At 64.0% G+C, this 22,873-nt stretch carries 23 protein-coding genes; 13 read left to right on the top strand and 10 right to left on the bottom strand.

The genetic code is table 11. From position 1 onward, the window contains the following. Positions 1-460: 460 nt before the first annotated feature. From VSX56_RS13225 to VSX56_RS13195, 7 genes are all read left to right on the top strand, one after another. Positions 461-1,363: a 5-bromo-4-chloroindolyl phosphate hydrolysis family protein gene (locus VSX56_RS13225; protein ID WP_350937743.1), complete on the top strand. Its 903-nt coding sequence runs from the start codon at positions 461-463 to the stop codon at positions 1,361-1,363. A gap of 27 nt (positions 1,364-1,390) precedes the next feature. Continuing rightward, a complete protein-coding gene (locus VSX56_RS13220) occupies positions 1,391-2,572 on the top strand; it encodes a toxic anion resistance protein (protein ID WP_350937740.1) in 1,182 nt (393 codons plus the stop codon). Next, a complete protein-coding gene (locus VSX56_RS13215) occupies positions 2,569-3,588 on the top strand; it encodes a DUF2927 domain-containing protein (protein WP_339111956.1) in 1,020 nt (339 codons plus the stop codon). Before VSX56_RS13220 ends, VSX56_RS13215 begins: the two co-directional genes overlap by 4 nt. Before the next feature lie 48 nt (positions 3,589-3,636). Then, positions 3,637-4,830, top strand: a complete 1,194-nt coding sequence (locus VSX56_RS13210; RefSeq protein WP_350937738.1) for an SPFH domain-containing protein — start codon at positions 3,637-3,639, stop codon at positions 4,828-4,830. A 26-nt stretch (positions 4,831-4,856) separates the two neighbouring features. Continuing rightward, positions 4,857-5,981: a TFIIB-type zinc ribbon-containing protein gene (locus VSX56_RS13205; protein ID WP_350937736.1), complete on the top strand. Its 1,125-nt coding sequence runs from the start codon at positions 4,857-4,859 to the stop codon at positions 5,979-5,981. Between the two features lie 89 nt (positions 5,982-6,070). Beyond that, the gene (gene dtd, locus VSX56_RS13200; RefSeq protein ID WP_339111953.1) at positions 6,071-6,520 is read left to right on the top strand and encodes a D-aminoacyl-tRNA deacylase; all 450 of its coding nucleotides are present in this window, start codon (positions 6,071-6,073) and stop codon (positions 6,518-6,520) included. A gap of 170 nt (positions 6,521-6,690) precedes the next feature. Then, positions 6,691-7,269, top strand: coding sequence for a thymidine kinase (locus VSX56_RS13195; protein WP_339111952.1), 579 nt, complete (start codon positions 6,691-6,693; stop codon positions 7,267-7,269). A gap of 97 nt (positions 7,270-7,366) precedes the next feature. On the opposite strand, the gene VSX56_RS13190 is transcribed toward VSX56_RS13195, so the two are convergent. The 4 genes from VSX56_RS13190 to gltX all read right to left on the bottom strand — a co-directional run bounded on the left by VSX56_RS13190 (position 7,367) and on the right by gltX (position 10,895). Continuing rightward, on the bottom strand, positions 7,367-7,702 hold the full coding sequence (locus tag VSX56_RS13190) for a tRNA-binding protein (protein ID WP_350937732.1): 336 nt from the start codon (positions 7,700-7,702) through the stop codon (positions 7,367-7,369). After that, positions 7,699-8,511: a pyrroline-5-carboxylate reductase gene (gene proC, locus VSX56_RS13185; RefSeq protein WP_350937730.1), complete on the bottom strand. Its 813-nt coding sequence runs from the start codon at positions 8,509-8,511 to the stop codon at positions 7,699-7,701. Before proC ends, VSX56_RS13190 begins: the two co-directional genes overlap by 4 nt. Positions 8,512-8,540: 29 nt before the next feature. Then, positions 8,541-9,041, bottom strand: coding sequence for a type III secretion system chaperone family protein (locus VSX56_RS13180; protein WP_339111949.1), 501 nt, complete (start codon positions 9,039-9,041; stop codon positions 8,541-8,543). A gap of 528 nt (positions 9,042-9,569) precedes the next feature. Then, positions 9,570-10,895 (bottom strand): glutamate--tRNA ligase, encoded by a 1,326-nt coding sequence (gltX, locus tag VSX56_RS13175; protein WP_339111948.1) that lies wholly within the window; start codon positions 10,893-10,895, stop codon positions 9,570-9,572. A gap of 62 nt (positions 10,896-10,957) precedes the next feature. Here gltX and VSX56_RS13170 point away from each other — a divergent pair, with 62 nt between their 5' ends. Both VSX56_RS13170 and VSX56_RS13165 read left to right on the top strand, forming a co-directional pair. Beyond that, positions 10,958-11,407, top strand: a complete 450-nt coding sequence (locus tag VSX56_RS13170) for a metallopeptidase family protein (RefSeq protein WP_350937727.1) — start codon at positions 10,958-10,960, stop codon at positions 11,405-11,407. Between the two features lie 110 nt (positions 11,408-11,517). Further along, positions 11,518-12,474 carry an MBL fold metallo-hydrolase gene (locus VSX56_RS13165; RefSeq protein ID WP_339111946.1) on the top strand — a complete coding sequence of 319 codons (957 nt, stop codon included), beginning with the start codon at positions 11,518-11,520 and terminating at the stop codon, positions 12,472-12,474. Between the two features lie 77 nt (positions 12,475-12,551). On the opposite strand, the gene VSX56_RS13160 is transcribed toward VSX56_RS13165, so the two are convergent. Together VSX56_RS13160 and VSX56_RS13155 are read right to left on the bottom strand one after the other, a co-directional pair. Then, entirely contained in the window at positions 12,552-13,547 is a 996-nt protein-coding gene (locus VSX56_RS13160; RefSeq protein ID WP_339111945.1) for a DUF6976 family protein, read from the bottom strand. 14 nt (positions 13,548-13,561) lie between these two features. Then, positions 13,562-13,771 (bottom strand): hypothetical protein, encoded by a 210-nt coding sequence (locus VSX56_RS13155; RefSeq protein ID WP_339111944.1) that lies wholly within the window; start codon positions 13,769-13,771, stop codon positions 13,562-13,564. 146 nt (positions 13,772-13,917) lie between these two features. Here VSX56_RS13155 and VSX56_RS13150 point away from each other — a divergent pair, with 146 nt between their 5' ends. Beyond that, positions 13,918-14,865, top strand: coding sequence for a 1-phosphofructokinase family hexose kinase (locus VSX56_RS13150; protein WP_339111943.1), 948 nt, complete (start codon positions 13,918-13,920; stop codon positions 14,863-14,865). 12 nt (positions 14,866-14,877) lie between these two features. On the opposite strand, the gene VSX56_RS13145 is transcribed toward VSX56_RS13150, so the two are convergent. Beyond that, positions 14,878-16,542 carry an NAD+ synthase gene (locus VSX56_RS13145; protein WP_350937724.1) on the bottom strand — a complete coding sequence of 555 codons (1,665 nt, stop codon included), beginning with the start codon at positions 16,540-16,542 and terminating at the stop codon, positions 14,878-14,880. 194 nt (positions 16,543-16,736) lie between these two features. Between VSX56_RS13145 and VSX56_RS13140 the strand changes: the two genes are divergently transcribed. The 3 genes from VSX56_RS13140 (at position 16,737) to VSX56_RS13130 (ending at position 20,845) form a co-directional block, all read left to right on the top strand. After that, positions 16,737-18,245, top strand: a complete 1,509-nt coding sequence (locus VSX56_RS13140) for a 2-isopropylmalate synthase (protein ID WP_350937722.1) — start codon at positions 16,737-16,739, stop codon at positions 18,243-18,245. 180 nt (positions 18,246-18,425) lie between these two features. Continuing rightward, entirely contained in the window at positions 18,426-19,829 is a 1,404-nt protein-coding gene (locus VSX56_RS13135; protein WP_339111940.1) for a YcjX family GTP-binding protein, read from the top strand. A gap of 23 nt (positions 19,830-19,852) precedes the next feature. Continuing rightward, on the top strand, positions 19,853-20,845 hold the full coding sequence (locus tag VSX56_RS13130; protein WP_434096033.1) for a YcjF family protein: 993 nt from the start codon (positions 19,853-19,855) through the stop codon (positions 20,843-20,845). 18 nt (positions 20,846-20,863) lie between these two features. Here VSX56_RS13130 and VSX56_RS13125 read toward each other — a convergent pair whose 3' ends face one another. The 3 genes from VSX56_RS13125 to ruvB are packed head-to-tail and all read right to left on the bottom strand — an operon-like array spanning position 20,864 to position 22,855. Next, the gene (locus tag VSX56_RS13125; RefSeq protein ID WP_350937717.1) at positions 20,864-21,412 is read right to left on the bottom strand and encodes a sugar O-acetyltransferase; all 549 of its coding nucleotides are present in this window, start codon (positions 21,410-21,412) and stop codon (positions 20,864-20,866) included. Further along, positions 21,409-21,816 carry a group III truncated hemoglobin gene (locus tag VSX56_RS13120; protein WP_339111937.1) on the bottom strand — a complete coding sequence of 136 codons (408 nt, stop codon included), beginning with the start codon at positions 21,814-21,816 and terminating at the stop codon, positions 21,409-21,411. The genes VSX56_RS13125 and VSX56_RS13120 overlap by 4 nt, the downstream gene beginning before the upstream one ends. Positions 21,817-21,823: 7 nt before the next feature. Beyond that, positions 21,824-22,855 carry a Holliday junction branch migration DNA helicase RuvB gene (gene ruvB / locus VSX56_RS13115; RefSeq protein WP_339111936.1) on the bottom strand — a complete coding sequence of 344 codons (1,032 nt, stop codon included), beginning with the start codon at positions 22,853-22,855 and terminating at the stop codon, positions 21,824-21,826. Positions 22,856-22,873 lie beyond the last annotated feature (18 nt).

Genomic DNA, 22,873 nt, shown 5'->3' with positions numbered 1-22,873 from the left:
CAAGAAGTTCGGCGACCGCCCGCGTCGCGAAGGCGGCGAAGGCCGTTCCTTCGGTGACAAGAAATTTGGTGGCAAACCGGGCGGCGGCTTCAAAGGCGGCCCCCGTGGGGATGCCCCCCGTAGCAACGGACCGCGCGGCTCTGGCCCCAAAGGTCCGCGCAAGCCCCGCAGCGAATAAGAAAACATCGAACGGCGCCAGAGAGATCTGGCGCCGTTTGTCGTTCCGGCCCCATAGCTCATACAGATGTCATGACAGAGCGCCTGCGTATGGGCGCTTTTCTGCCATCCCCCTCTGGCACAGACGTGCCGAAATACCTATTCTCCGCTTAAGATGAGCACCACCATGACCATTCGGGCAAGTTTAGGGGGACCCATGTCGCAAAAAGCCATCCAGCGCATCGCCTTCCTGCTGATGCTGGCGCTGGTGCTGAAGATCGCGGCAACAGGCAGCGTCTGAGCCATGGCCCGCCGTTTCTCTGGCAGATACAGCCCCGATGCCCCGCCCCGCAGCGCCGGACAGGAAGACATCCCTACCGAGCGGCTGCCCCGCCCCGAGCACCCCTATGAGGGCCGCCCCTTCTGGCTGGCGGTCTGTGCCCTGCCCTTCCTTTTTGGCGCTTTCGGCGACGGGCCGATGGGACTGGCACGCGGCATTCTGGGCTTCGGGTTTTGTGCGGGTGCAGCGCTTTTGCTGCGCGAGGGGCTGAAGGCGCAAGCCGCCTATGAGGCGCGTGGCAAGGCCCGCCGCCCCGCCCTTCCCCGCAAGATACTGGGCAGCCTCGGCTTTGGCCTCGGGCTGGCGATCGGCGCGCAGGAGATGGGGCTGATGGGCGCCATAGGCTGCGGCCTCATCGGCACCGTTCTGGGCCTCGTGGCCTTCGGGATCGACCCGCTGAAGGATAAGGGGCTCGAGGGCATCGACCCGTTCCAGCAGGAGCGTGCCGCCGAGGCCATCGCCACCGGCGAGGCGCATCTGGCCGCCATGCGCGAGGCCATCGCCCGCGCCGGCACGCCCCAGCTGACCGCGCGGGTCGAGATCTTTGCCACCCATGCCCGCGATCTCTTCCGCGCGGTCGAGGAAGACCCCAACGATCTGCGCGCGGCGCGGCGCTATCTGACGCTCTATCTCGAAGGCGCGCGTGATGCGACCATCCGCTTTGCCGACCTTTATGCCCAGACGCGCGACGCTGAGGCGCGGGCCGGTTACGAGACCCTTCTCGATGACCTCGAGCGCAATTTTACCGCCAAATCGCGCCAGCTCATCGAGAGCGGTCGCGAGGGGCTGGAGATCGAAATCGACGTGCTGCGCGAGCGGCTGGAGCGGGAAGGCATTGCCCCGCCCCCTTCGTCTGCGCATAAATGACACCGAAAGCCCTGAGGAGACCATCCTATGAGCGACACGACCCGCGAAGCCGCCGCCAAAAATGTGAGCGAAATCGAACAGGTGGCCGCGATCCGGCTGCCTGACCCGAAGGAGGTGGGCGTGGCGCTCGAGGGCGCCGAGGCTCCGACCGCCATCGAGATCCGCTCGCGCATGGACGAGGTGGATCTGACCGATTCCAACACGATCCTGCGTTTCGGCACCCGCGCCCAGTCCGAGCTGCAGGAAATCAGCCAGGCCATGCTGGTCGATGTGAAGAACAAGGATACCGGCCCTGCGGGCGACAGCCTGCGCAATATCGTGACCACCCTGCGCGGGTTCTCGGTCAGTGAACTGGATGTGCGCCGCAAGCAGAGCTGGTGGGAAAAGCTGATGGGACGCGCCGCCCCCTTTGCCAAATTCCTCGCCCGTTACGAGGAGGTCCAGGGCCAGATCGACAAGATCAGCGATGTGCTTCTGTCCCATGAGACGAAGCTGCTCAAGGATGTGAAATCGCTCGATCTTCTCTATACCAAGACGCTGAAATTCTACGATGAGCTCGCGCTCTATATTGCGGCGGGCGAGGCCAAGCTGGCGCAGGCCGATGCCGAGATCATCCCCGCGAAAGAGGCCGAGGTGGCGCAGGCCAGCGAGACCGACAAGCTGATCCGCGCGCAGGAGCTGCGCGATATCCGTGCCGCCCGCGACGATCTGGAGCGCCGCGTGCATGACCTCAAACTCACCCGTCAGGTGACGATGCAATCGCTGCCCTCGATCCGGCTGGTGCAGGAAAACGACAAGGCGCTGGTGTCGAAAATCAACTCGACGCTGGTGAATACCGTGCCTCTGTGGGAGACCCAGCTGGCTCAGGCGGTGACCATCCAGCGTTCGGCCGAGGCTGCAGGTGCCGTGAAGGCCGCCAATGACCTGACCAATGAACTGCTGACCGCCAATGCCGAGAACCTGCGTCAGGCCAACCAGACCGTGCGGCAGGAAATGGAGCGCGGCGTTTTCGACATCGCTGCCGTGCGTCAGGCCAACGAGACGCTGATCGCCACCATCGAGGACAGCCTCTCGATCGCCGACGAAGGCAAGCGCCAGCGCGCTGCGGCGGAAGCCGAGCTGGTCCAGATGGAAGGCCGCCTGCGCGATACACTGGCCTCGGCCCGCAGCCCGCGCAGCTCCGCAGATAAAGGAGCCCCCCGAGCATGACCTCCGGCCCGAGCACGCCCTCCAGATCGGGCATCCCTGCGGGATCACACGGCCCGAGGCTGCGCATCGCAGGGCTCGGCCTTTGCCTGCTGGCGGTGCTCGGCTGCTCGAACCTGCCCGGAATGGACGGCTCGGCACAGGCACCGCGCGCGACGCCGCGCCCGCTTCTGGCCCCCCCGAAATCTTCTGGCCCACCCAAGGTCGCGCCGCGCTCGCAGGACAGTCTCGCGCTTTCGGCCTATTTCCAGCAGGTGCAGGACAATCTTCTGGCGCAGGGGCTGCTGCGCACCGATGTCGCGCCGCGCGATGCGCCCTTCCATCGGCACCAGTTGATCGATAACTTCGTCAATGTGGCGCTCTACGACGAATACGAGCACCGCAACGGCGCCTTCATTGCCAGACCGACCGTGTCGAAGCTGCGGCGCTGGGAAAAACCGGTGCGCATGGATCTGCATTTCGGGGCCTCGATCCCCGAAGAAGAACGCCTCAAGGACACCGCTACCGTGCGCGCCTATGCCGGCAAACTGGCCAGTGCCAGCGGCCATCCGGTCAGCCTTGTTCCCGATAACGGTAATTTCTCGATCCTTGTGCTGAACGAGGACGAGCGCGAGAAATCGCAGGACCTGTTGCGCAAAATGGTGCCCGGCATCGACGAGAGCTCGATCCATGCGATCACCAACCTGCCCACCACGACCTTCTGCGTGGTCTTCGCCTTTTCCGAGGGCGACCGCTCGGACTATTCGCGCGCGGTCGCGATCATCCGTGGCGAGCATCCCGATGCGATGCGCGAAAGTTGCTATGACGAGGAGCTGGCGCAGGGTCTCGGGCTGGCCAATGACTATCCCCGCGCGCGCCCCTCGATCTTCAATGATGACGAGGAATTCGCCCGCCTGACCCGTCAGGACGAGCTGATGCTGAAGATGCTCTACGATCCGCGCCTGCGCCCGGGCATGTCGGAAGACGAGGCCATGCCGGTGATCCGGCAGGTCGCCGCGGAGCTGATGCCGAACGACTGAACGAGGGCCTGCGCGCCCTCCCCCAAACCGACAAGCGGAGACCGGATCATGGGTATTCTCGACTTTCTCAGCGGAGAATTCATCGATGTCATCTCTTGGGTGGATGACACCCGCGATACGATGGTCTGGCGCTTCGAGCGGCAGGGACATGCCATCAAATACGGTGCGAAACTGACCGTTCGCGAGGGACAGGCCGCCGTCTTCGTGCATGAGGGGCAGCTGGCCGATGTCTTCACCCCCGGCCTCTATCTCCTCGAAACCAACAACATGCCGATCCTGACGACGCTGCAACACTGGGATCATGGCTTCAAATCGCCCTTCCAGTCCGAGATCTATTTCGTCAACACGACGCGCTTCACCGATCTCAAATGGGGCACCAAGAATCCGGTGATCACCCGCGATCCCGAATTCGGCCCCCTGCGGCTGCGGGCCTTCGGCACCTATGCGGCGCGGGTCACCGATCCGGCCAAGTTCATCACCGAGATCGTGGGCACCGACGGCGAGTTTACCGCCGATGAGGTGAGCTACCAGCTGCGCAATATTATCGTGCAGGAATTCTCGCGCGCGCTGGCCGGCGCGAATATCCCCGTGCTCGACATGGCAGCCAATACGGCCGATCTGGGCAAGCTGGTGGCCGAGGCCATCGCACCGACGATTGCCGAATACGGGCTGGGCCTGCCCGAATTCTATATCGAGAACATCTCGCTGCCCTCCGAGGTGGAGACAGTGCTCGACAAACGGACCTCGATGGGGATCGTGGGCGATCTCAACCGTTACATGCAGTTCAATGCCGCAGAGGCCATGGGCCAACCCGGATCGGGAGCATCCGCCGGTATGGGGGCTGCCATGGGTGCTGGGCTCGGTGCGGGGATGGGCATGGCGATGGGCCAGCAGATGGGGGGGCCATGGGGTCAACCCGCACATACCGCCCCGCAGGCGGGCCCTTGGGGCCAGATGGCTCCGCAAGGCGTTGCCCCGGGGCAAGCCCCCGCGCCCCAAGGCACCGCCGCACCGCCTCCTCCGCCCCCGCCGGCTGTCGAGAAGGTCTGGCACATGGCGGTGAACGGCCAGACGCTCGGGCCGTTCGGGCGCGGGCAGCTGGCGCAGATGAAAGCGGAGGGGCAGTTCACCCGCGCCTCGCTTGTTTGGGCGCCGGGACAATCAGGCTGGCTCGCCGCCGAGGAGATCCCCGAACTGGCGCAGCTCTTCACCATCCAACCGCCACCGCCGCCGGGCGCGTAACCGCACCCCGAACGAGGCCCGCCGCCATGAAGCTCCCCCAAGTCCCCCGTGCCGCGCGCCGCGACACGCCAAGCGTCTACCCTTGCGAAGCCTGCGGCGCCGATCTGCGCTTCAATCCGGGCGAGACGCGGATGGTCTGCGACCATTGTGGCCATATGCAGGACATTCCCGCCATCACCCATCGCGGAGAGAGCGGGCTGCGCGAGCTGCCGCTTGCGCCGGTGCTTGTGCAGGGTCTGCCGGAGACCGAGAGCATAGGTCAGCGCCATCTGTCCTGCCCCAACTGCTCGGCCCAAATCGAGCTGGGACCGGACCAGCAGGCCACGGAATGCCCGTTCTGTGCCACCCCGATCGTGGCCGAAGCGGGCGGGGCCCGCCAGTTTGCGCCGCAAGGCGTGCTGCCCTTTACGGTGACCGAGACCGAGGCCCGCGCGGCGCTGACAAAATGGCTCAAGGGCCGCTGGTTCGCCCCCAACGGGCTGGCCGAGTTTGCCCGCAAGGGGCGACGCATGACCGGCGTCTATGCGCCATTCTGGACCTTTGATGCGCGCTCGCGCACCCGCTATTCCGGCCAGCGCGGCGATTATTATTACGAGACACGGCTGGTCACGGTCAACGAGAACGGCCAGACCGTGCGGCGCGAAGAGCAGGAACGCCGCATCCGCTGGACCCCCGTCACAGGGCAGGTCGCGCGCGATTTCGACGATGTGCTGGTCTATGCCGCCCGCTCGCTGCCCGATGACCATGTGGGGCGCCTGCACCCATGGAACCTCTCGCGGGTGGCCGCCTATGACGGGAGTTTTCTGGCGGGTTTCTCGGCCGAGAGCTATACGGTCGAGATCCCCGAGGCCCACCATCAGGCGCAGGCCAAGATGCTGCAGGTGATCCAGAGCGATATCCGCCGCGATATCGGCGGCGATACCCAGCGCCTTGGCGCGATGGATCCACAATTCCATGACGAGACCTTCAAACATATCCTGCTGCCGATCTGGTCCGCCGCCTACCGGTTTCAGGGCCGGAGCTACCGGTTCATCGTCAATGGCCAGACAGGGGTCGTATCCGGCGACAGGCCATGGTCGGCATGGAAGATCGCGCTGGCCGCCCTCCTGGCCGCGCTGGTGGCGGGGGTGCTCTTCTACATCGCCCGCTAGGTCGCATTCCGCCCGACAGTGACGTAGAATGCCTGCACGGCAGCGCCAGAGTGGCTATGCTGCCGAAAAACCCTCAGAAAGGCATCGTCATGCGCGCACTCCTCCAACGTGTCACCTCCGCCAAGGTCGAAGTGGACGGCCAGATCACCGGCGAGATCGGGCGCGGCCTTCTGGTGCTTGTTTGCGCGATGGATGGCGATACCGAAGTGCAGGCCGAGAAGCTCGCGGCCCGCGTGTCCAAGCTGCGCATCTTCAAGGACGAGGCGGGCAAGATGAACCGCTCGGTCAGCGATGTGGGCGGGGCCTGCCTTGTGGTCAGCCAGTTCACTCTGGCCGCCGATACCCGCACCGGCAACAGGCCCGGATTTTCCAGCGCCGCCGCCCCCGAGACCGGCAAACATCTCTACGAGTATTTCAGCGAAGCGCTTCGCAAGCTGGATCTGCCTGTGGAAAACGGGATCTTTGCCGCCGATATGGCCGTCAGCCTGACCAATGACGGCCCGATCACGATCTGGCTCGACACCGCCGACCGCGCCTGAACGCCGGCCTTGGGCTTCACAGCCCCGCAGGGGATGTGGCGGTGGCAAGGGGGCTCGATGCCGCCTTGCCACCGCCCCCGCGCCCCCGGCGCAGTCATCCGCCGAATTCCCCGCACCAAGAGGGCTGCAAGGCTCTTGCCCAACTCCCGCAGCACAGCTATCCCCCGCCTATGGCCAAGCTTTACTTCCATTATTCCACCATGAATGCCGGCAAGAGCACATTGCTGCTGCAGGCCTCCCACAACTATGTCGAACGCGGGATGCAGACGCTTCTGGTCACGGCCCAGCTCGACACACGCGCAGGGACAGGCCGGATCGGCAGCCGGATCGGCATCGGTGCCGATGCGCTCTGCTTCACGCCCGAGACCGACATGTTCGCGATGATCGAGGACCGCCTTGCCCAAGGTCCCTGTGCCTGCGTCTTCATCGACGAGGCCCAATTCCTGACCCGCGAACAGGTCTGGGCTCTGGCGCGGGCCTGCGATGACCTCGGCATTCCGGTCATGTGCTACGGGCTGCGCGTCGATTTCATGGGCGAGCTTTTCCCCGGTTCGGCGGCGCTGCTGGCGCTGGCCGATGACATGCGCGAGGTGCGCACCATCTGCCATTGCGGGCGCAAGGCCACGATGGTGGTGCGGATGGGGCCTGACGGACAGGCGCTGCGCGGCGGCGATCAGGTGCAGGTGGGCGGCAACGAAACCTATGTCTCGCTTTGCCGCAGGCACTGGCGCGAGGCAATGGGGCAATAATCCCGCACCTGTCCGAGAGATTGCGCGCGAGCGCGGCGAAGCCGCGCCTGCGCGCCCCGGGCGCGCCCTTGTCGAATGGTGCACCTGACTGGGAGTGTCAGTGCAGGCGGCCCCCCTCGGGCACATCCTGATCCGGCCCGATCAGGACAATCCCGCCCTCTTCATCAGGCACACCCAGCACCAGCACCTCCGACATGACTGGACCAATCTGGCGCGGCGGGAAATTCACCACCGCCATAACCTGTTTTCCGACCAGCGTCTCGGGCGCGTAATGTTTGGTGATCTGCGCCGAGGACCGTTTCTCGCCAATCTCGCCACCGAAATCGATCCAGAGCTTGATCGCAGGCTTTCGCGCCTCGGGGAAAGGGTCCGCGCGGGTGATGCGCCCGACACGGATATCGAGCTTCAGGAAATCCTCGAATGTCACGCTCACGCGCCCAACTCCCGCCCGCGATCCGCCGCAGCTTTCACCGCGCGCTCCAGAAGCGCGGGAAACCCGGAGGTTTCGTCCATCAGGACGGCCAGAGCCGCTGCCGTAGTCCCGCCCGGCGAGGTCACATTGACCCGCAGCTGCGACGGATCCTCGGGCGCATCCTCGGCGAGCTGCCCCGCCCCTCCCACAGTCGCCTTGGCAAGCTTCATCGCCAGATCCTCTGGCAGCCCTTGAGCCACACCGGCCGCGGCCAGCGTCTCGATCAGATGGAAGACATAGGCCGGACCCGAGCCGGACACGGCGGTGACCGCATCCATCTGGTCCTCGGCGTCAAGGCGCACCACCTGCCCGATGGCCTGCAACAGCCCTTCGGCCTGATCCATCTGCGCGCCGCTGACCGGCGCATTGCCGATGATCGCGGTGATCCCGCGCCCGATGGCCGAGGGTGTGTTGGGCATGGCGCGCACGATCGGGGTCTGCGCTCCGAGGATCCCCTCGTATTTCGCGAGCGTCAGTCCCGCCGCGACCGACAGGAACAGCGTCGTGCCATTGCCGAGAGAGGCCAGCTGCGGCAGGGCCTCGCCCATCTTCTGCGGCTTTACGGCCAGCAGCACGACCGCGGGAGACGCAGGCAGATCCTCGTTGATGCGCACACCGGTCGAACGGACCCAATCGGAGGGACGCGGGGCAATGACGGTCACCGATTTCGGATCAAGGCCGCCCTTCAGCCAGCCCGCCAGCATCGCCGAGCCCATCTTACCGCAGCCCAGCAGAACCAGACCACGTTCGGAAATATCGGAAAAATCCATTCTGCACCCCTTCTTTTGCGGGGCGCAGCTTAGGCGCGACCGTAAGCCTCTGCAATGGCGACCTGAATGGCATCTGCCGCCGTGCGATTGCCCCAGCAGCCCAGCTGGAAGGCCGGATAGAACCGCTCGGCCGACATCAATGCGGTGCCGATCATCTCGTCGAGCTGCTGGATCGAGGCGCATTGGCCACCGGCCAGCACCAGACCATAGCGCCATGCCATCAGACGCTGCTCGGGCCAGTAGACGAAGCTGCCCGACCAAACCTGATCATTGGCGCGGTTCATCATGTCATAGAGCACCGGCAGGCGCTCGGCAGGCGGATCCATCTCGAAGGTCATGATCAGGCGCAGCACCTCGTCCTGATCGGACCATGCAAGCGTCAGCGAATAGCTGCGCCACTGCCCTTCCACCACCATCGCGATCTGGTCATCGGTGACGCGGTTGAATTCCCACGCATGGGCTTCGGCCAGATCCTCGACCACATCGATCGGGTGGGCGTCGTCGCCGATATAATCGTCGCTGAGTGCCATATCTCTGGTCCTTCTGCTCTTGTTCATTCCCCTGCGATGAACCGCAACGGGTTGTCATGCATACTAGGGACGGCGGATCCGTTCCTAGTTCATACCAGATATCGTGACTTGTGTGAAACAGGGTGTAAACGTGTTACTCGTGGATAACTCTAGATCCGAACACGATATCTGGGGATAAAAAAATGTCCCCACCACAGATATGGACGAATCCGGTCATAAGCCTGTGGATAACATCCCGCAGACCTTCCCAGAAATGTTTCACGGTCTCCTGCATCGCCTGACTCGAGGGGGATTCGCAACCACCGAATCGAATTTTTACGGTAGTTCAAAAGCTTGCCGATTCGCTGTGACGAATCCGCAACCCGCCCCTGTCTTGCGCGAAAATTGTTCCACGCGCTTTTATCCGCGCCTCCCTGTGCGCTTCACTTTTCCGTGCCCCTACGGAAACATGGGGGCTTTCCCCTGCCCCGCACATGAAAAAAGGGCGCCCTTTCAGGCACCCTTCCATCGTCTTGTCAGAGGCTTCGCTCAGGCGCGGGCACGCACCTTGTGCAGAAGCGGCATCAGCTCGCCCATATCGGGGCCGTGCTCCATTCCGGTCACAGCCTTGCGCAGCGGCATGAACAGCCCCTTGCCCTTGCGGCCCGACTGCGCCTTCACCGCCGTTGTCCAGTCCTTCCACGTCGTCTCGGTGAATGGAGCCTCCGGCAGGATCGCCAGAGCCTCGGTCACAAAGGCACGATCTTCCTCGTCGATCAGCGGCTCGGCCCCGTTGAGGCACAGATCCGCCCAGCCTGCCAGATCCGATAGCTTGTCGATATTCTGCGAGGCGACCTTCCAGAACTGCTCGGCCTGAGCGGCGGGAATGCCGAGCGCGAGGATCTGCTCCTTCACATCGGCAAAGGGCAGATGCTGGTTGCGCGCACGGGTCAGCGGGATCAGGTCCTCGCGGTCGAATTTGGTGGGGGCGGAACCGAACTGGCTGATCTCGAAGCCGTCGATCAGCTCCTGCATCGACATTTTCAGCTCGACCGGCTGGCTCGAGCCCAGACGCGCCATCATCGACAGCAGCGCCTCGGGAGCGATGCCCTCGGCCCGCAGGTCGCGCAGCGAGAGCGCGCCCAGACGTTTGGACAGCTCCTCGCCATGCGGGCCGGTCAGAAGCGAGTGGTGCGCGAAATTGGGCGGCGTGCCACCGATGGCGCGGATGATCTGGATCTGCGTCGCGGTATTGGTAACATGGTCGCCGCCGCGCACGATATCGGTCACCCCCATATCGGTATCATCGACCGAGGAGGCGAACGTATAGAGGATCTGGCCCGAGGCTTTGATCAGCACGGGATCCGACACCGAGGCCGCATCGATGGACAGATCGCCAAGAATGCCATCCTTCCACTCGATCCGCTCCAGATCGAGGCGGAAGCGCCAGTAGCCCTGACGGCCCTCGTCGCGATAGGCCTGCTTCTGCTCTTCGGTCAGATGCAGGGAGGCGCGGTCATAGACCGGCGGCTTACCCATGTTCAGCTGTTTCTTGCGCTTGAGATCTAGCTCGGTCGGGGTCTCGAAGCATTCATAGAGACGGCCAGCCGCCTTCAGCTCCTCGGCCACCGCATAATAGCGGTCGAAGCGCTTGGACTGGTATTCCTCACGGTCCCATGTGATGCCCAACCATTCGAGGTCGGTTTTCAGACCATCGATATATTCCTGTTTGGAGCGTTCCTGATCGGTATCGTCGATCCGCAGAATGAACGTGCCTCCCTGCTTGCGGGTGATGAGGTAATTCATCAGCGCGGTGCGCAGGTTGCCGACATGGATGTAGCCGGTGGGCGACGGGGCAAAACGTGTAACGGTCATTCAAAGTCTCCTGATGCGGCTTCCGTCTTCCATAAAAGCACGAATTTGTCCATATCTACGGCATGAATGATCGCTCAGACCAGCCCTGCACCCCACGCCCTAGCGCCGATCCTGACGCAGGGTCCGATCTGCCGCCCTCGCTCGACGCGATCGAGGCGCTCGCGCTGGCTGCGCGCGATGCCCTGCCCGACCCGTTCCGGCAGGCTGCAAGGGCCGTGCGCCTGCATGTGGCCGAGCTGGCCCCCGAGGACATGTTGCGCGATCTGGGCATTGACGATCCCTTCTCGCTGACCGGCCTCTATGAGGGAGTGCCCCTGACCGAGGTCGCTTTCAGCGATCCGCAGGGTCCGAGCGTGATCTGGCTCTTCCGGCGCGCGCTTCTGGACGAGTGGATTGCCCGCGGCGATATCGGTCTGGCCGATCTGGTAACCCATATCTATGTGCACGAGCTTGCCCATCATTTCGGCTGGTCCGATGCGCAGATTGCCAAGATCGACCGCTGGTGGGAATAATTATGCACACCCGCATATATAACTCATCAGATATAACGCAGCCGTGAGTCGCAATTCGTTCCAGAGCACCTAGTTTGCACTAGCAACTGGTTTTCAAAGGGGAAGGCCCAATGACCACCCATATGACACGTCGTAACGCGTTGCTCTCGGCCGTGGCCGCACCGGTTGCCGGCGCTGCGCTTGCAGCAGCAACAGCGGCGACGGCACAAGAAAACGAGCCCTCTATGCCCAAATCCACGCCCGCAATCCCGCCATACCGTCGTTTTACACTGGGCGATATGACCGTGACGACGCTGCTGGCCGGCACGATGCCGATGGCGGACCCGCATGGCACCTTCGGGCTGAATGCGTCGGATGGCGAGTTCACCGCCCTGTCCGAGGCCAATTTCATCCCCGCCGACCGCTCGCTGAACGGGTTCACGCCCGTTCTGATCGAAACCGCCGACGCGAAAATCCTGTTCGACACCGGCCTGAACTCCGATGGCATTCTCGCCGCATTGGAAGCCGCGGGGCTCGACGCCTCGGCGATCACCCATGTGGTCATCACCCATATGCATGGCGACCATATCGGGGGTCTGATGGGCGAGAGTGGCCCGACCTTCCCCAATGCCGCCTATATTACCGGTCAGGTCGAATGGGATTACTGGTCACAGGCCAAGAACGAGACCTTCGAGGCAAAGGTCCGCCCACTGGAAGACAAGTTCAGCTTCATCGGTCCCGATGACGAGGTCGTGCCCGGCATCAAGGCGATGGAAGCCTATGGCCATACGCCCGGCATGCTGGCCTTCTGGATCACCAGCGGCGCGCAGGAATTTGCCCTGACCGCCGATACCGCCAATCACTATGTTTGGTCGCTGCAGCGCCCCGATTGGGAAGTGCGCTTCGATATGGACAAGGAGAAGGCCAAGGAAACGCGTGATCGCATCCTGAAGCGCGTCGCCGATGCGCGTGTGCCGTTTATCGGCTACCACATGCCCTTCCCGGGTCTGGGCTTCCTGCGCGCAAAAGACGAGGGATACGAGTTCATCCCCGCCTCCTACCAGTTCAACCTGCCCGAACAGGCCTGATCTGCCGTGCGATACACAGAAAGGCCCGCCATTACGGCGGGCCTTTTGCATTGTGGCTTCTGCCGGTCAGGCGCGGCTCAAGCCGCGTCCGTATCCGAGATATCCATCCGCACCAGCGTCTGGTTGAGAAGAATATAAGCGATCTCGCCGAAGGTGACCGGACCGGTGAAATTACCGGTGCGCTGACCTTCCAGCTCGCCATAGAGATAATTCAGGATGCAGTTGCACGAATACTGCCCCTCTCCCGTATTGCCTGCGCCCTCTGCAAAGGCTTGTGCATAGCTGCCAAGGGCATTGGCCATGCGGTATTCCACCCCCGCCACGACAGGCGCGTAGAACTTCACCTGCCCCGAAACCGTATCGACCGACTGGATCGAGACATTGACCATCGCGCCGGAATAGTTGGCCACCAGCGGCAGGCGGGTATCGATCTGGTTCTCCTCGATATAGGTCGCAAAATCGACCTCCTCGCCATTCACCTCTACGGTGCTGGCAACAAAGCCGTCTTTTTTGAAACGGAAGGTCAGATCCTCCCTGTCTCCCTGAGCGAAGATATTGAGAATATCGAGATCGGCTTTCGCATCCGCCGGAAGGCCCACATGCAGCAGCACCGCCCCTTCGTCATGGCCCTGCCCCGTGGCGCCATCGAAGATCATCGGGGCTTTCCTGCCCAGATCGTCGAGATGCACACCGGTGATCCAGCCCGCCAATGGCTGATTGAAGAGATTGTCATAGGTCTGGCCTTCGACGGCAAAATTCGAATGCGCCACCGAGAAAGCGGGAATCATGATCATCGTAAAGCCATTAGGCTTATAGCCCTCGGCGATGGTGGGCAGCGCGTCCACATCCACATAGCGCATATCCGTTTCGGCCACGCGGTCGAAGGTAGTGCAGAACAGCTTGTCACGCACAACGGCCCCGCCCTGATCGGTCACGAAATAGACGGTCGTGCCGCCGATCCATTTCCCCTTGGGCAGTTGACGCAGCAGTTCCTCGGCCCCCGCGATGACCATCGTTGCACCGTCATTGATCCGTGCGGACACATCCGCAACACTCAGCATTTCATTTTTCATCGGAGGCTCCAGCTTCAGAATTTGGCCATATCAGCAGTGGCAAAGGGGTTCTTGACCACAAAATCGCGCAATTCCCCGATTTTTGCAGCCAGGGCTGCGGGGCTTGCTGCAACTTCACGACGGAGACGGGACACCATAAGACGGGTGGCCAGCGAGGTCGCGGACAGGTCGGACTCGGAAGTCAGAACGCGCTTCCAGCGCGGGTCGTTCGTATCGGGAATCATTACGTCTCTCTCCTCAACTCTATGAGTCGACATAAGGCACACACTCTTAAGTTTTGCTTTCCCAACGTAAGCTCAGCTAGCAATCCACCCTATCGTCAGCTTATAATTTAAATTCGAGGTAAATTCCTTCATAACCCGGGACATCAATGACACCGATCCTGACCGTTACGCTCAATCCGACCGTCGATCTGTCCATTGCCACGGCGCAGGTGCTCCCCGATCGCAAGCTACGCTGCACCGCGCCGCAAGAGGATCCGGGTGGCGGCGGGATCAATGTCAGCCGCGCGATTGCCGCGATGGGCGGTCAGAGCACGGCCTTCGTGGCCTTGGGCGGGGCGATTGGCACCAAGATCACGGGGTTGCTGGCGGCACAAGGCATCGGCGTGGTGCCTTTTCCCGCACCGGGCGAGACGCGGCAGAGCCTGACAGTGGATGATTTGGCCAGCAATCAGCAATACCGCTTTGTCATGCCGGGCCCCTGCTGGAGCGCATCCGATGTGGCGTCCGCCCTGAGTCAGATCGCCCGCGCCCTGCCCGAAGGCGGGATTGTGGTGCTGTCGGGCAGCCAACCGCCCGGAGTCCCCGAGGATTTCCCCGCGAGGCTCGCCGATCATCTGGCACCCGTCAGAGCGCGGCTGTTTCTCGACACGTCCGGCCCCGCCCTTCTGCATCTGATGCAGCGCAAGCACCGCGCCGCCGATTTTCTGCGGATGGATGATCTGGAGGCCGAGGAACTGGCAGGACGCCCCCTGCCCACCCGTCGCGACACGGCCGATTTTGCACAAGAATTGGTCGTTTTGGGTCTGGCCGATTGCGTTCTGATTGCACGCGGCGCCGATGGCAATGTGATGGCCACGCGCGAAGGGCGCTGGGTGGCGGAAGCGGCAAGGGTGAAGATCGCCTCCAAGGTCGGAGCGGGAGATAGTTTCGTGGCCGGCTTCACATGGGCGCTGGCGCGCGGGCTGGACCTGCCGCAGGCGTTGCAGCATGGGGCAGCGGCCGCCTCGGCGGCGGTGATGACGCCCGCCACCGAACTTTGCCATGGCGAGGATATCGAGGCATTGCTGCCGCAATGCCCCCTGCATTTCGTCTGATTATTGGCGCTTTTATTGGCCCGACTGGTCGCGCCAGCGATTGACCATCGGATAGCGGCGATCAAGCCAGAACGCCTTGCGCGTCAGCTTCGTGCCGGGCGCCGACTGGAAGCGTTTCCATTCGGAAATATACAGGAGATGCTCGATGCGTTTGACCGTCTCGCGGTCATGGCCTGCCGCCACGATCTCGGCCACTGACTGATCGCCCTCCACCAGCCGCTCGAGGATGTCATCGAGCACCGGATAGGGTGGCAGACTGTCTTCGTCCTTCTGGTCGGGGCGCAGTTCGGCCGAAGGCGGCTTGTCGATGATAATGCTCGGGATCACCTCGCCCTCGGGCGCCTTCATCCACGGGCGGTGATTGGCATTGCGCCAGCGGCAGGTCTCGAACACGCGGGTCTTGTAGAGATCCTTGATCGGGTTATAGCCGCCATTCATATCGCCATAGATCGTGCAATAGCCCACGGCCATCTCGGATTTGTTGCCGGTGGTCAGCAGCATGGCGCCAAACTTGTTGGAAATCGCCATCAGGATCGTGCCGCGCAGGCGCGACTGGATGTTTTCCTCGGTCACGTCAGGCGCCATGCCATCAAACACATGGGCCAGCGCTTTGGTCACCCCGTCGCGGGCGGGCTCGATATGCACGGTATCGAGCTTCGTGCCCACACGCCGCGCCAGTTCGGCCGCATCATCGAGCGAGCCTTGGCTGGTATATTCCGAGGGCAGCATCACACAATGCACATTCTCGGGGCCGAAGGCATCGGCGGCAATGGTCGCCACAATGGCGGAATCGATCCCGCCCGAGAGACCCAGCACCACCTTCTTGAACCCCGATTTCGCCAGATAGTCATGGGTCGCCATGACCATCGCACGGTAATCCTGCTCCCATGCGTCGGGCTGCGGGTCGAAGCGGCCCTCGCCTGCCACCCAGCCCGAGGGCGTTTCGGTGAAGGTGATATGGTCGATGATTTCCTCGAAAGGAGCGAATTGCGCGGCCAGGGAACGGTCGGCATTGAGGACGAATGTCGCCCCGTCAAAGACCTGATCATCCTGCCCGCCCACCGAGTTGAGATAGACGAGCGGCAAGCCGGTCTCGACCACGCGGGCCACCATATGATTGAGCCGCACCTCGTGTTTGTCACGGAAATAGGGCGAGCCATTGGGCACGATCAGGATCTGCGCACCGGTCTCCATCAGTGTCTCGGCCACATCGGGGTGCCACGCATCCTCGCAGATAGGCAGACCGATCCGCGCCGCGCCGATCTGCACGGGCCCCGAGATCGGGCCCACATCATAGATCCGGTGCTCGTCGAAGACCTCTTTATGCGGGAGTTCGTGCTTGAGCATCCGCGCCACGACCTTGCCGCCCTTGAGCACCCAGTAGGCGTTGTAATGGCCGGTCGCGTCCTGATAGGGCGCGCCGATCCCCAGCGCCGGACCGTCGGCCAGACGCGCGGCAAGATCCTCGATCCGCGCCATACAATCGGCGATGAAGGCGGGCTTCATCACCAGATCCTGCGTCTGGTAGCCGGTCAGGAACATCTCGGGCAAGGCCACGAAATCGGCCCCTGCCTGTTTGCCCTCCTCCCATGCGGCTTGCGCCTTGGCGGCATTGGCATCAAGCGCGCCCACCGTGGGGTTCAGCTGGGCAAGGGTCAAACGGAAGGTCGCGGCCATGGGACAGATCCTCATTAAGTCTCGAGGGATGGTGTAACGGCAAGCGCGCGCGAGGGGAAGGGCATCGCGTTCCATCACATAGGGCGAAGGCACCATGCGCCACCCTTGTCTCATACGCGCTCTGCCCGTAGTTTAGCGGCAAAGACCTGCCGCAGCCCGACGGGCCGGCGGGCCACACAGGAGAGCCGCGCCCCATGACTTTCGCCCCGCTTCGCAATATCGCCCTCATCCTTGCTCTGGGTCTCGGCACGGCAGGTGTCGTGGCCGCACAGGAAAATGCAGGCGATGTGGCGACCAAGGAATATGATGATGGCGGCATCTATACTGGCACCTTCCGCAATGGCAAACAGGACGGGCACGGCAAATACACCCTGCCCTCGGGCTATGAATACGAGGGCTCCTGGGTTGCGGGACAGATCCAGGGCGAAGGCCGCGCACGCTTCCCCAACGGCTCCGTCTATGAGGGCCAGTTCACCGCCGGAAAGCCCGACGGCACAGGCAAGATCACCTTTATCGATGGCGGCACCTATGAGGGCGAGTGGAGTGCAGGCGAGATCACCGGCGAAGGCACCGCCCGCTATGCCAATGGGACGACCTATAAAGGCCAGTTCAGGAATGCCCGCCATGACGGCAAGGGCGTGCTGACCGGCGAGAACGGCTATCGCTACGAGGGCGACTGGGTCAATGGCGCAAAAGAGGGTCAGGGCAAGATCACCTATCCCGATGGTGCGACCTATGAGGGCGGCATGAAGGCGGGTCAGCGCGACGGCATGGGCACGCTGACCATGGCCGACGGGCTGAGCTATACCGGCCTGTGGAAGGCGGGCCAGATGAACGGCACCGGCCATCTGACACAGGCCAATGGCGATACCTATGAGGGCGCGATGGAGAACGGGCGCCGCAACGGTCAGGGCAAGGTGACCTATGCCAATGGCGATACCTACGAGGGCAATTTCGCGATGGACCGCCGTCAGGGCAAGGGCACGTTCCGCGGGACGGATGGCTATGTCTATGAGGGCGACTGGGTCGAGGGCCGGATCGAGGGTCAGGGCAAGGTCACCTATCCCGATGGCTCGGTCTATGTGGGCGCGTTCGTCAACGATCTCCCCGACGGACAGGGCAAGATCACCTATCCCGACGGGTCGAGCTATGACGGGCAGTGGTCAGCGGGACAGATCGAGGGCAAGGGCCGCGCGACCTATGCTAATGGCCTGACCTATGAGGGCGATTTCGTGAATGCCCGCAACGAGGGTCAGGGCCGGATGACCTATCCCGACGGCTATGTCTACGAGGGGTCCTGGAAGGGCGGTCAGCGTCAGGGACAGGGCCGCGCGAGCTATGCCGATGGCACGGTCTACGAGGGCAATTTCGAGAATGGCCAGCGCTCGGGCAAGGGCCGCCTCACGATGACCGATGGCTTCACCTATGAGGGCGACTGGCGCGAGGGCGAGATCGACGGCGAGGGCGTGGCCACCTATGCCAATGGTGATGTCTATACCGGCCATTTCGCGCAAGGAAAGCGGCAGGGGGCGGGCGTGATGAAATATGCCGACGGGCAGACGGCCGCAGGCAGTTGGTCGGACAACACCCTGACCGAAGCCGGTGGCGAGGCCAAACCGGCACCAGACCAGCCCGCAGCCCCTGCCGAGGAAGCCCCTGCCCCCGAAATGGCCACACCGCCTGCCAGCAGCGCGCCGAACTGAGCCTGCTCTGCGTGAGGGGCGCGCGCTCGGGGGCATCGAGCCCCGCTTCGCGCGCGGATGGGCGGCCTGCGGCACGCCCATCGGCCCTCGCCACAAGAGCCAAGCAAGGGCCACCACGATTGAACCCCGCCAGCCCCCCTCCTATATCTAAGCGGGATCAATCGTATAGGGGCGCGCGTTTTGGGCATTTCGGATCTGGCAGACGGGCTGACACGGCGGATCGAGGGTCTGGGATCCTCGGTAAGCGAGAGCCTGTTCGAGCCGGTGATCCGGCTTGGCGTGACGGGGCTCTCTCGCGCGGGCAAGACGGTGTTCATCACATCCCTTGTGGCCAATCTCCTTGACCGTGGCCGGATGCCCGCGCTTACCGGCCAATCGCGCATCCGTGCCGCTTTCCTGCAGCCCCAGCCCGATGATACCGTCCCGCGCTTCGCCTATGAGAGCCATCTGGCCGCACTTACCGGCCCCGATCCGCATTGGCCCGAAGGCACGGGGGCGGTCTCGCAGCTGCGGCTGAGTTTCCGCGTCCAGCCGGGCGGGCTTCTGGCGGGGATGCGGGGCATGCGCACCGTGCATCTCGATATCGTCGACTATCCCGGAGAATGGCTTCTGGATCTGGGGCTGATGGAAAAAAGCTACCGGCAATGGGCGGATGAGGCTTTCGCGCGGCTCTCGACGCGTCCGGGCGGGGCGGACTATCTGGCGCTGGCCCGCCAGACCGACCCCGACCAGCGCCATGACGAGCCCGTGGCCGACCGTCTGGCCCAGGGCTTTACCGCCTATCTGCATAGCGCCAAGGATGCCGGATTTTCGGACTGCTCGCCGGGGCGGTTCCTGCTGCCCGGCGAGAAGGCCGGATCGCCCGCCCTAACCTTTGCGCCGCTGCCGCCCTCGGCCAGCCCCCGCGGCTCGCTGGCCCGCGAGATGGAGCGCCGCTATGACGCCTATAAGCGCGAGATCGTGCGCCCTTTCTTCCGCGACCATTTCGCCCGTATCGACCGGCAGGTGGTTCTGGTGGATGTGCTCAGCGCCATCCATGCGGGGCCGGCAGCCCTCGAGGATCTGCGCCAGACCATGGCAGATATCCTCACCGCCTTCCGCCCCGGGCGGGCGAGCTGGCTCACCAGCCTGATCGGCGGGCATCGGGTGGAGCGCATCCTCTTTGCCGCGACCAAGGCCGACCATCTGCATCACAGCCAGCATGCCCGCTTGGCCAATATCACGCAGGCCCTCCTGCGCGAGGCCCGCGACCGTGCCGATTTTGCCGGTGCCGAAACACAGGCGCTGGCCATCGCCGCGCTACGCGCCACGACCGAGGCCGATATTTCACAGGGCGAAACGGTGCTGCCAGCGGTGCGGGGTCGCCTGCCCGACGGGCGCAATGTGGCGCTTTATCCGGGCGAGCTGCCCGATGACCCCGCCCAGCTTCTGTCCTCGGCACGGCGCGGGCGCGAGGACTGGCTGGCGGGAGATTACTCCATCATGGATTTCGCCCCCGCGCCTCTCGCCCTGCGTCCCGGAGACGGGCCGCCCCATATCCGCCTCGACCGTGCTGCCGAATTCCTGCTGGGAGACCGCCTGTGACAAAGCCCGTGACAAAGCCCGTGATGATCGAGCTGGATGACGCGCCCCAGAACCCCGCCGATGCGCCCCCCGTGGCCGACCTGCCAGACGCCACGCAGGAGCGGCTCGAGGGCCGCGCCATGCAGATTGCGGCACGACTTGCGGCCCGCCCTCCCTCAAAGATCGGGCGGTTCTTCTGGCGGTCATTCGTGGCACTGATCGGCTTTCTGGCCTCGGTCGCGGCATGGCGCTTCGTCGAAAGCCTCTTTGCCGCGAACCCCTTCCTCGGATGGGTCGGTGCTGGCCTGCTGGGGCTCTTCGTTCTGGCCGCCCTCATGGTGGCCATGCGCGAGATCGCTGCCTTCTCGCGGCTCAAACGGCTCGATACGGTGCACCATGAGGTCACACAATGCGTGCAGAGCGATGATCTTGCCCGCGCACGGAAGGTCTCGGCCCGCGTGTCCTCCATCTACGCGGCCCGCAAGGAGATGGACTGGTCGCGCGCGCGGCTGGCCGAGCAGGCCCCCGAGCAGCTGGATGTGCAGACGCTGATCGGCCTCACCGAAACAACGCTGATGGAGCCGCTCGACCAAGCCGTGCGCCTCGAGATCGAGGCCGCCTCGCGCATGGTCGCAGCCACCACCGCGCTCGTGCCGCTGGCACTGGCCGATGTGGGCACCGCGCTGATGGCCAATATCCGCATGATCCGGCGCATCGCCGAGATTTACGGGGGTCGCGCAGGAAGCCTCGGCTCGATCCGGCTGGCGCGCTCGGTGATGACGCATCTGGTCGCCACGGGGGCGGTTGCGGCAGGCGATGACCTGATCGAGACAGTCGCGGGGGGGCATCTGGCCGCCAAACTCTCGCGCCGCTTTGGCGAGGGGGTGGTGAATGGCGCATTGACCGCGCGCGTGGGCATTGCCGCGATGGAGGTCTGCCGGCCGATGCCCTTCGCGACTTTGCGCAAACCGAAAGTGACCAATATCCTCTCGCGCAGCCTGACGGGCCTTTTTGGCCGCGAGAAGGATCAGAGCTGACGGATCAGAGGTTCCGGATCAGAGGTTCCGGATCAGACGGGCGGGATTTCCCGCCACCAGCATATTCGGTGCCACGTCGCGGGTCACCACGGACCCTGCCCCAACCACGGCATTCTCGCCAATCGTCACACCCGGGCAGAGGATCGCCCCACCGCCGATCCAGACCCCGTCATGGATGGTGACAGGCTTGCCCGATTCCAGCATGGCGCGACGGGGCGCGGCCTCAAGCGGATGGGTCGCGGCATAGATCTGCACATTGGGGCCGATCAGCACCTCGTCACCGATCGTGACCGGAGCGCAATCCAGAATGGTGGCGTTGAAATTGATAAAGCTACGGGCTCCCACACGGATATGCTGGCCATAATCGCAGCGGAAAGGCGGCTTGATCTGCGTGCCCTCACCAAAAGCGCCCAGCAACGGCCCGAGAAGTTCGGCACAGGCCCCCGCATCCAGCCGCGCATTGAACGCGGCCAGCACCGCTGCCGCCCGCGCCATATCGGCCTGCAATTCGGGATCGGCGGCGCAATATAAATCACCCGCCAGCATCTTCTGCTTCTCGCTTCTCATCGCAGCTTCGGGATACCGCCCGGCAGTTTCTCGCGCTCCACCACACCCGCCCGCAAGCTGGTGCCGATCCGGTGCGCCAGCGCCGACCAGCCAGCCGCGGCCAGCGGGTCCAACTCGCGCCGCAATGTGTCGTCAAACAGTCCCAGCCAGACCGGAAACATGCCCGGCCGCACATTGCCCGCCCGCCGATGTGCCATCATCGGGGATCCGTCATAGTCCCCCTCATGCAGGATCGATCCGCGCCAGAAGGCCGCGACCTTTTCCTCATGGGCCGGCCAGTCGGTCACATGGGCAGCAAAGACCGGCCCCAACATGTGATGCTCGCGCACACGGGCGTAGAAGGCCGCCACAACGCGGTCGATCTCGGGGCCGGTAATCGGGAAACGGGCCAAGGGGTCGGTCATCAGCGCCTCACTCGAACATATCGCTTTGTGCGGGCGGGGTCGTCTGCGGTTCGGCAAGCCCCATATGGCGCCAGGCACGTTGCCCCAGCATCCGCCCGCGCGGCGTCCGCTGGATCAGGCCCTGCTGCAAGAGATAGGGCTCGATCACCTCCTCGATCGCATCGCGGCTTTCCGACAGCGCTGCCGAGAGTGTCTCCACCCCGACCGGCCCGCCGCCATAATGCTCGGCCATCAGCATCATGTAACGCCTGTCCGCCCCGTCGAGACCGAGCGTATCGACCCCCAGCCGCGTCAGCGCGCTATCGGCAATCTCGCGGGTCAGGCGGCCATCGCCCTCGACCAGCGCGAAATCTACCACACGGCGCAACAGCCGCCCCGCGATCCGCGGCGTGCCACGGGCACGTTTGGCGATCTCGCGGGTGCCCTCGGGATCGGAGGGGATCCCCAATAACCGCGAGCCCCGCGTCACGATCTGGTCAAGCTCGTCCTCTGTATAGAACTGCAGCCGCGTCGGAATACCGAACCGGTCACGCAACGGCGTCGTCAGGAGCCCCAGCCGCGTGGTGGCGCCCACCAGCGTGAAGGGCTGCAACTCGATCCGCACGGTGCGCGCGGCAGGCCCCTCGCCGATCACCAGATCGAGCTCGAAATCCTCCATCGCTGGGTAAAGCACCTCCTCGACCGCAGGATTGAGCCGGTGGATTTCGTCGATAAACAGGACATCGCGCGCCTCGAGATTGGTCAGGATCGCCGCCAGATCCCCCGCCTTGGCCAGAACAGGGCCAGAGGTCATCTTGAAATTCACCCCCAGCTCGCGGGCCATGATCTGCGCCAACGTGGTCTTGCCCAGACCGGGCGGGCCGTGGAACAGCGTGTGGTCCATCGCCTGCTGGCGCATGCGGGCCGAGGCAATGAACACGCGCAGATTGGCCCGCGCCTCGGCCTGCCCCACGAATTCATCAAGCCCCTGCGGCCGCAAGGCGCGGTCGGCATCTTCCGGCAGACGGTCGGGGCGAAGGGTGGGGTCTGGCTCGTTCATGCTCTCATTCTCGCGCAA

This window comes from Thioclava kandeliae (assembly GCF_040297545.1).
Taxonomy (GTDB): domain Bacteria; phylum Pseudomonadota; class Alphaproteobacteria; order Rhodobacterales; family Rhodobacteraceae; genus Thioclava; species Thioclava kandeliae.
This window is presented reverse-complemented; position numbering and strand designations above follow the sequence as displayed.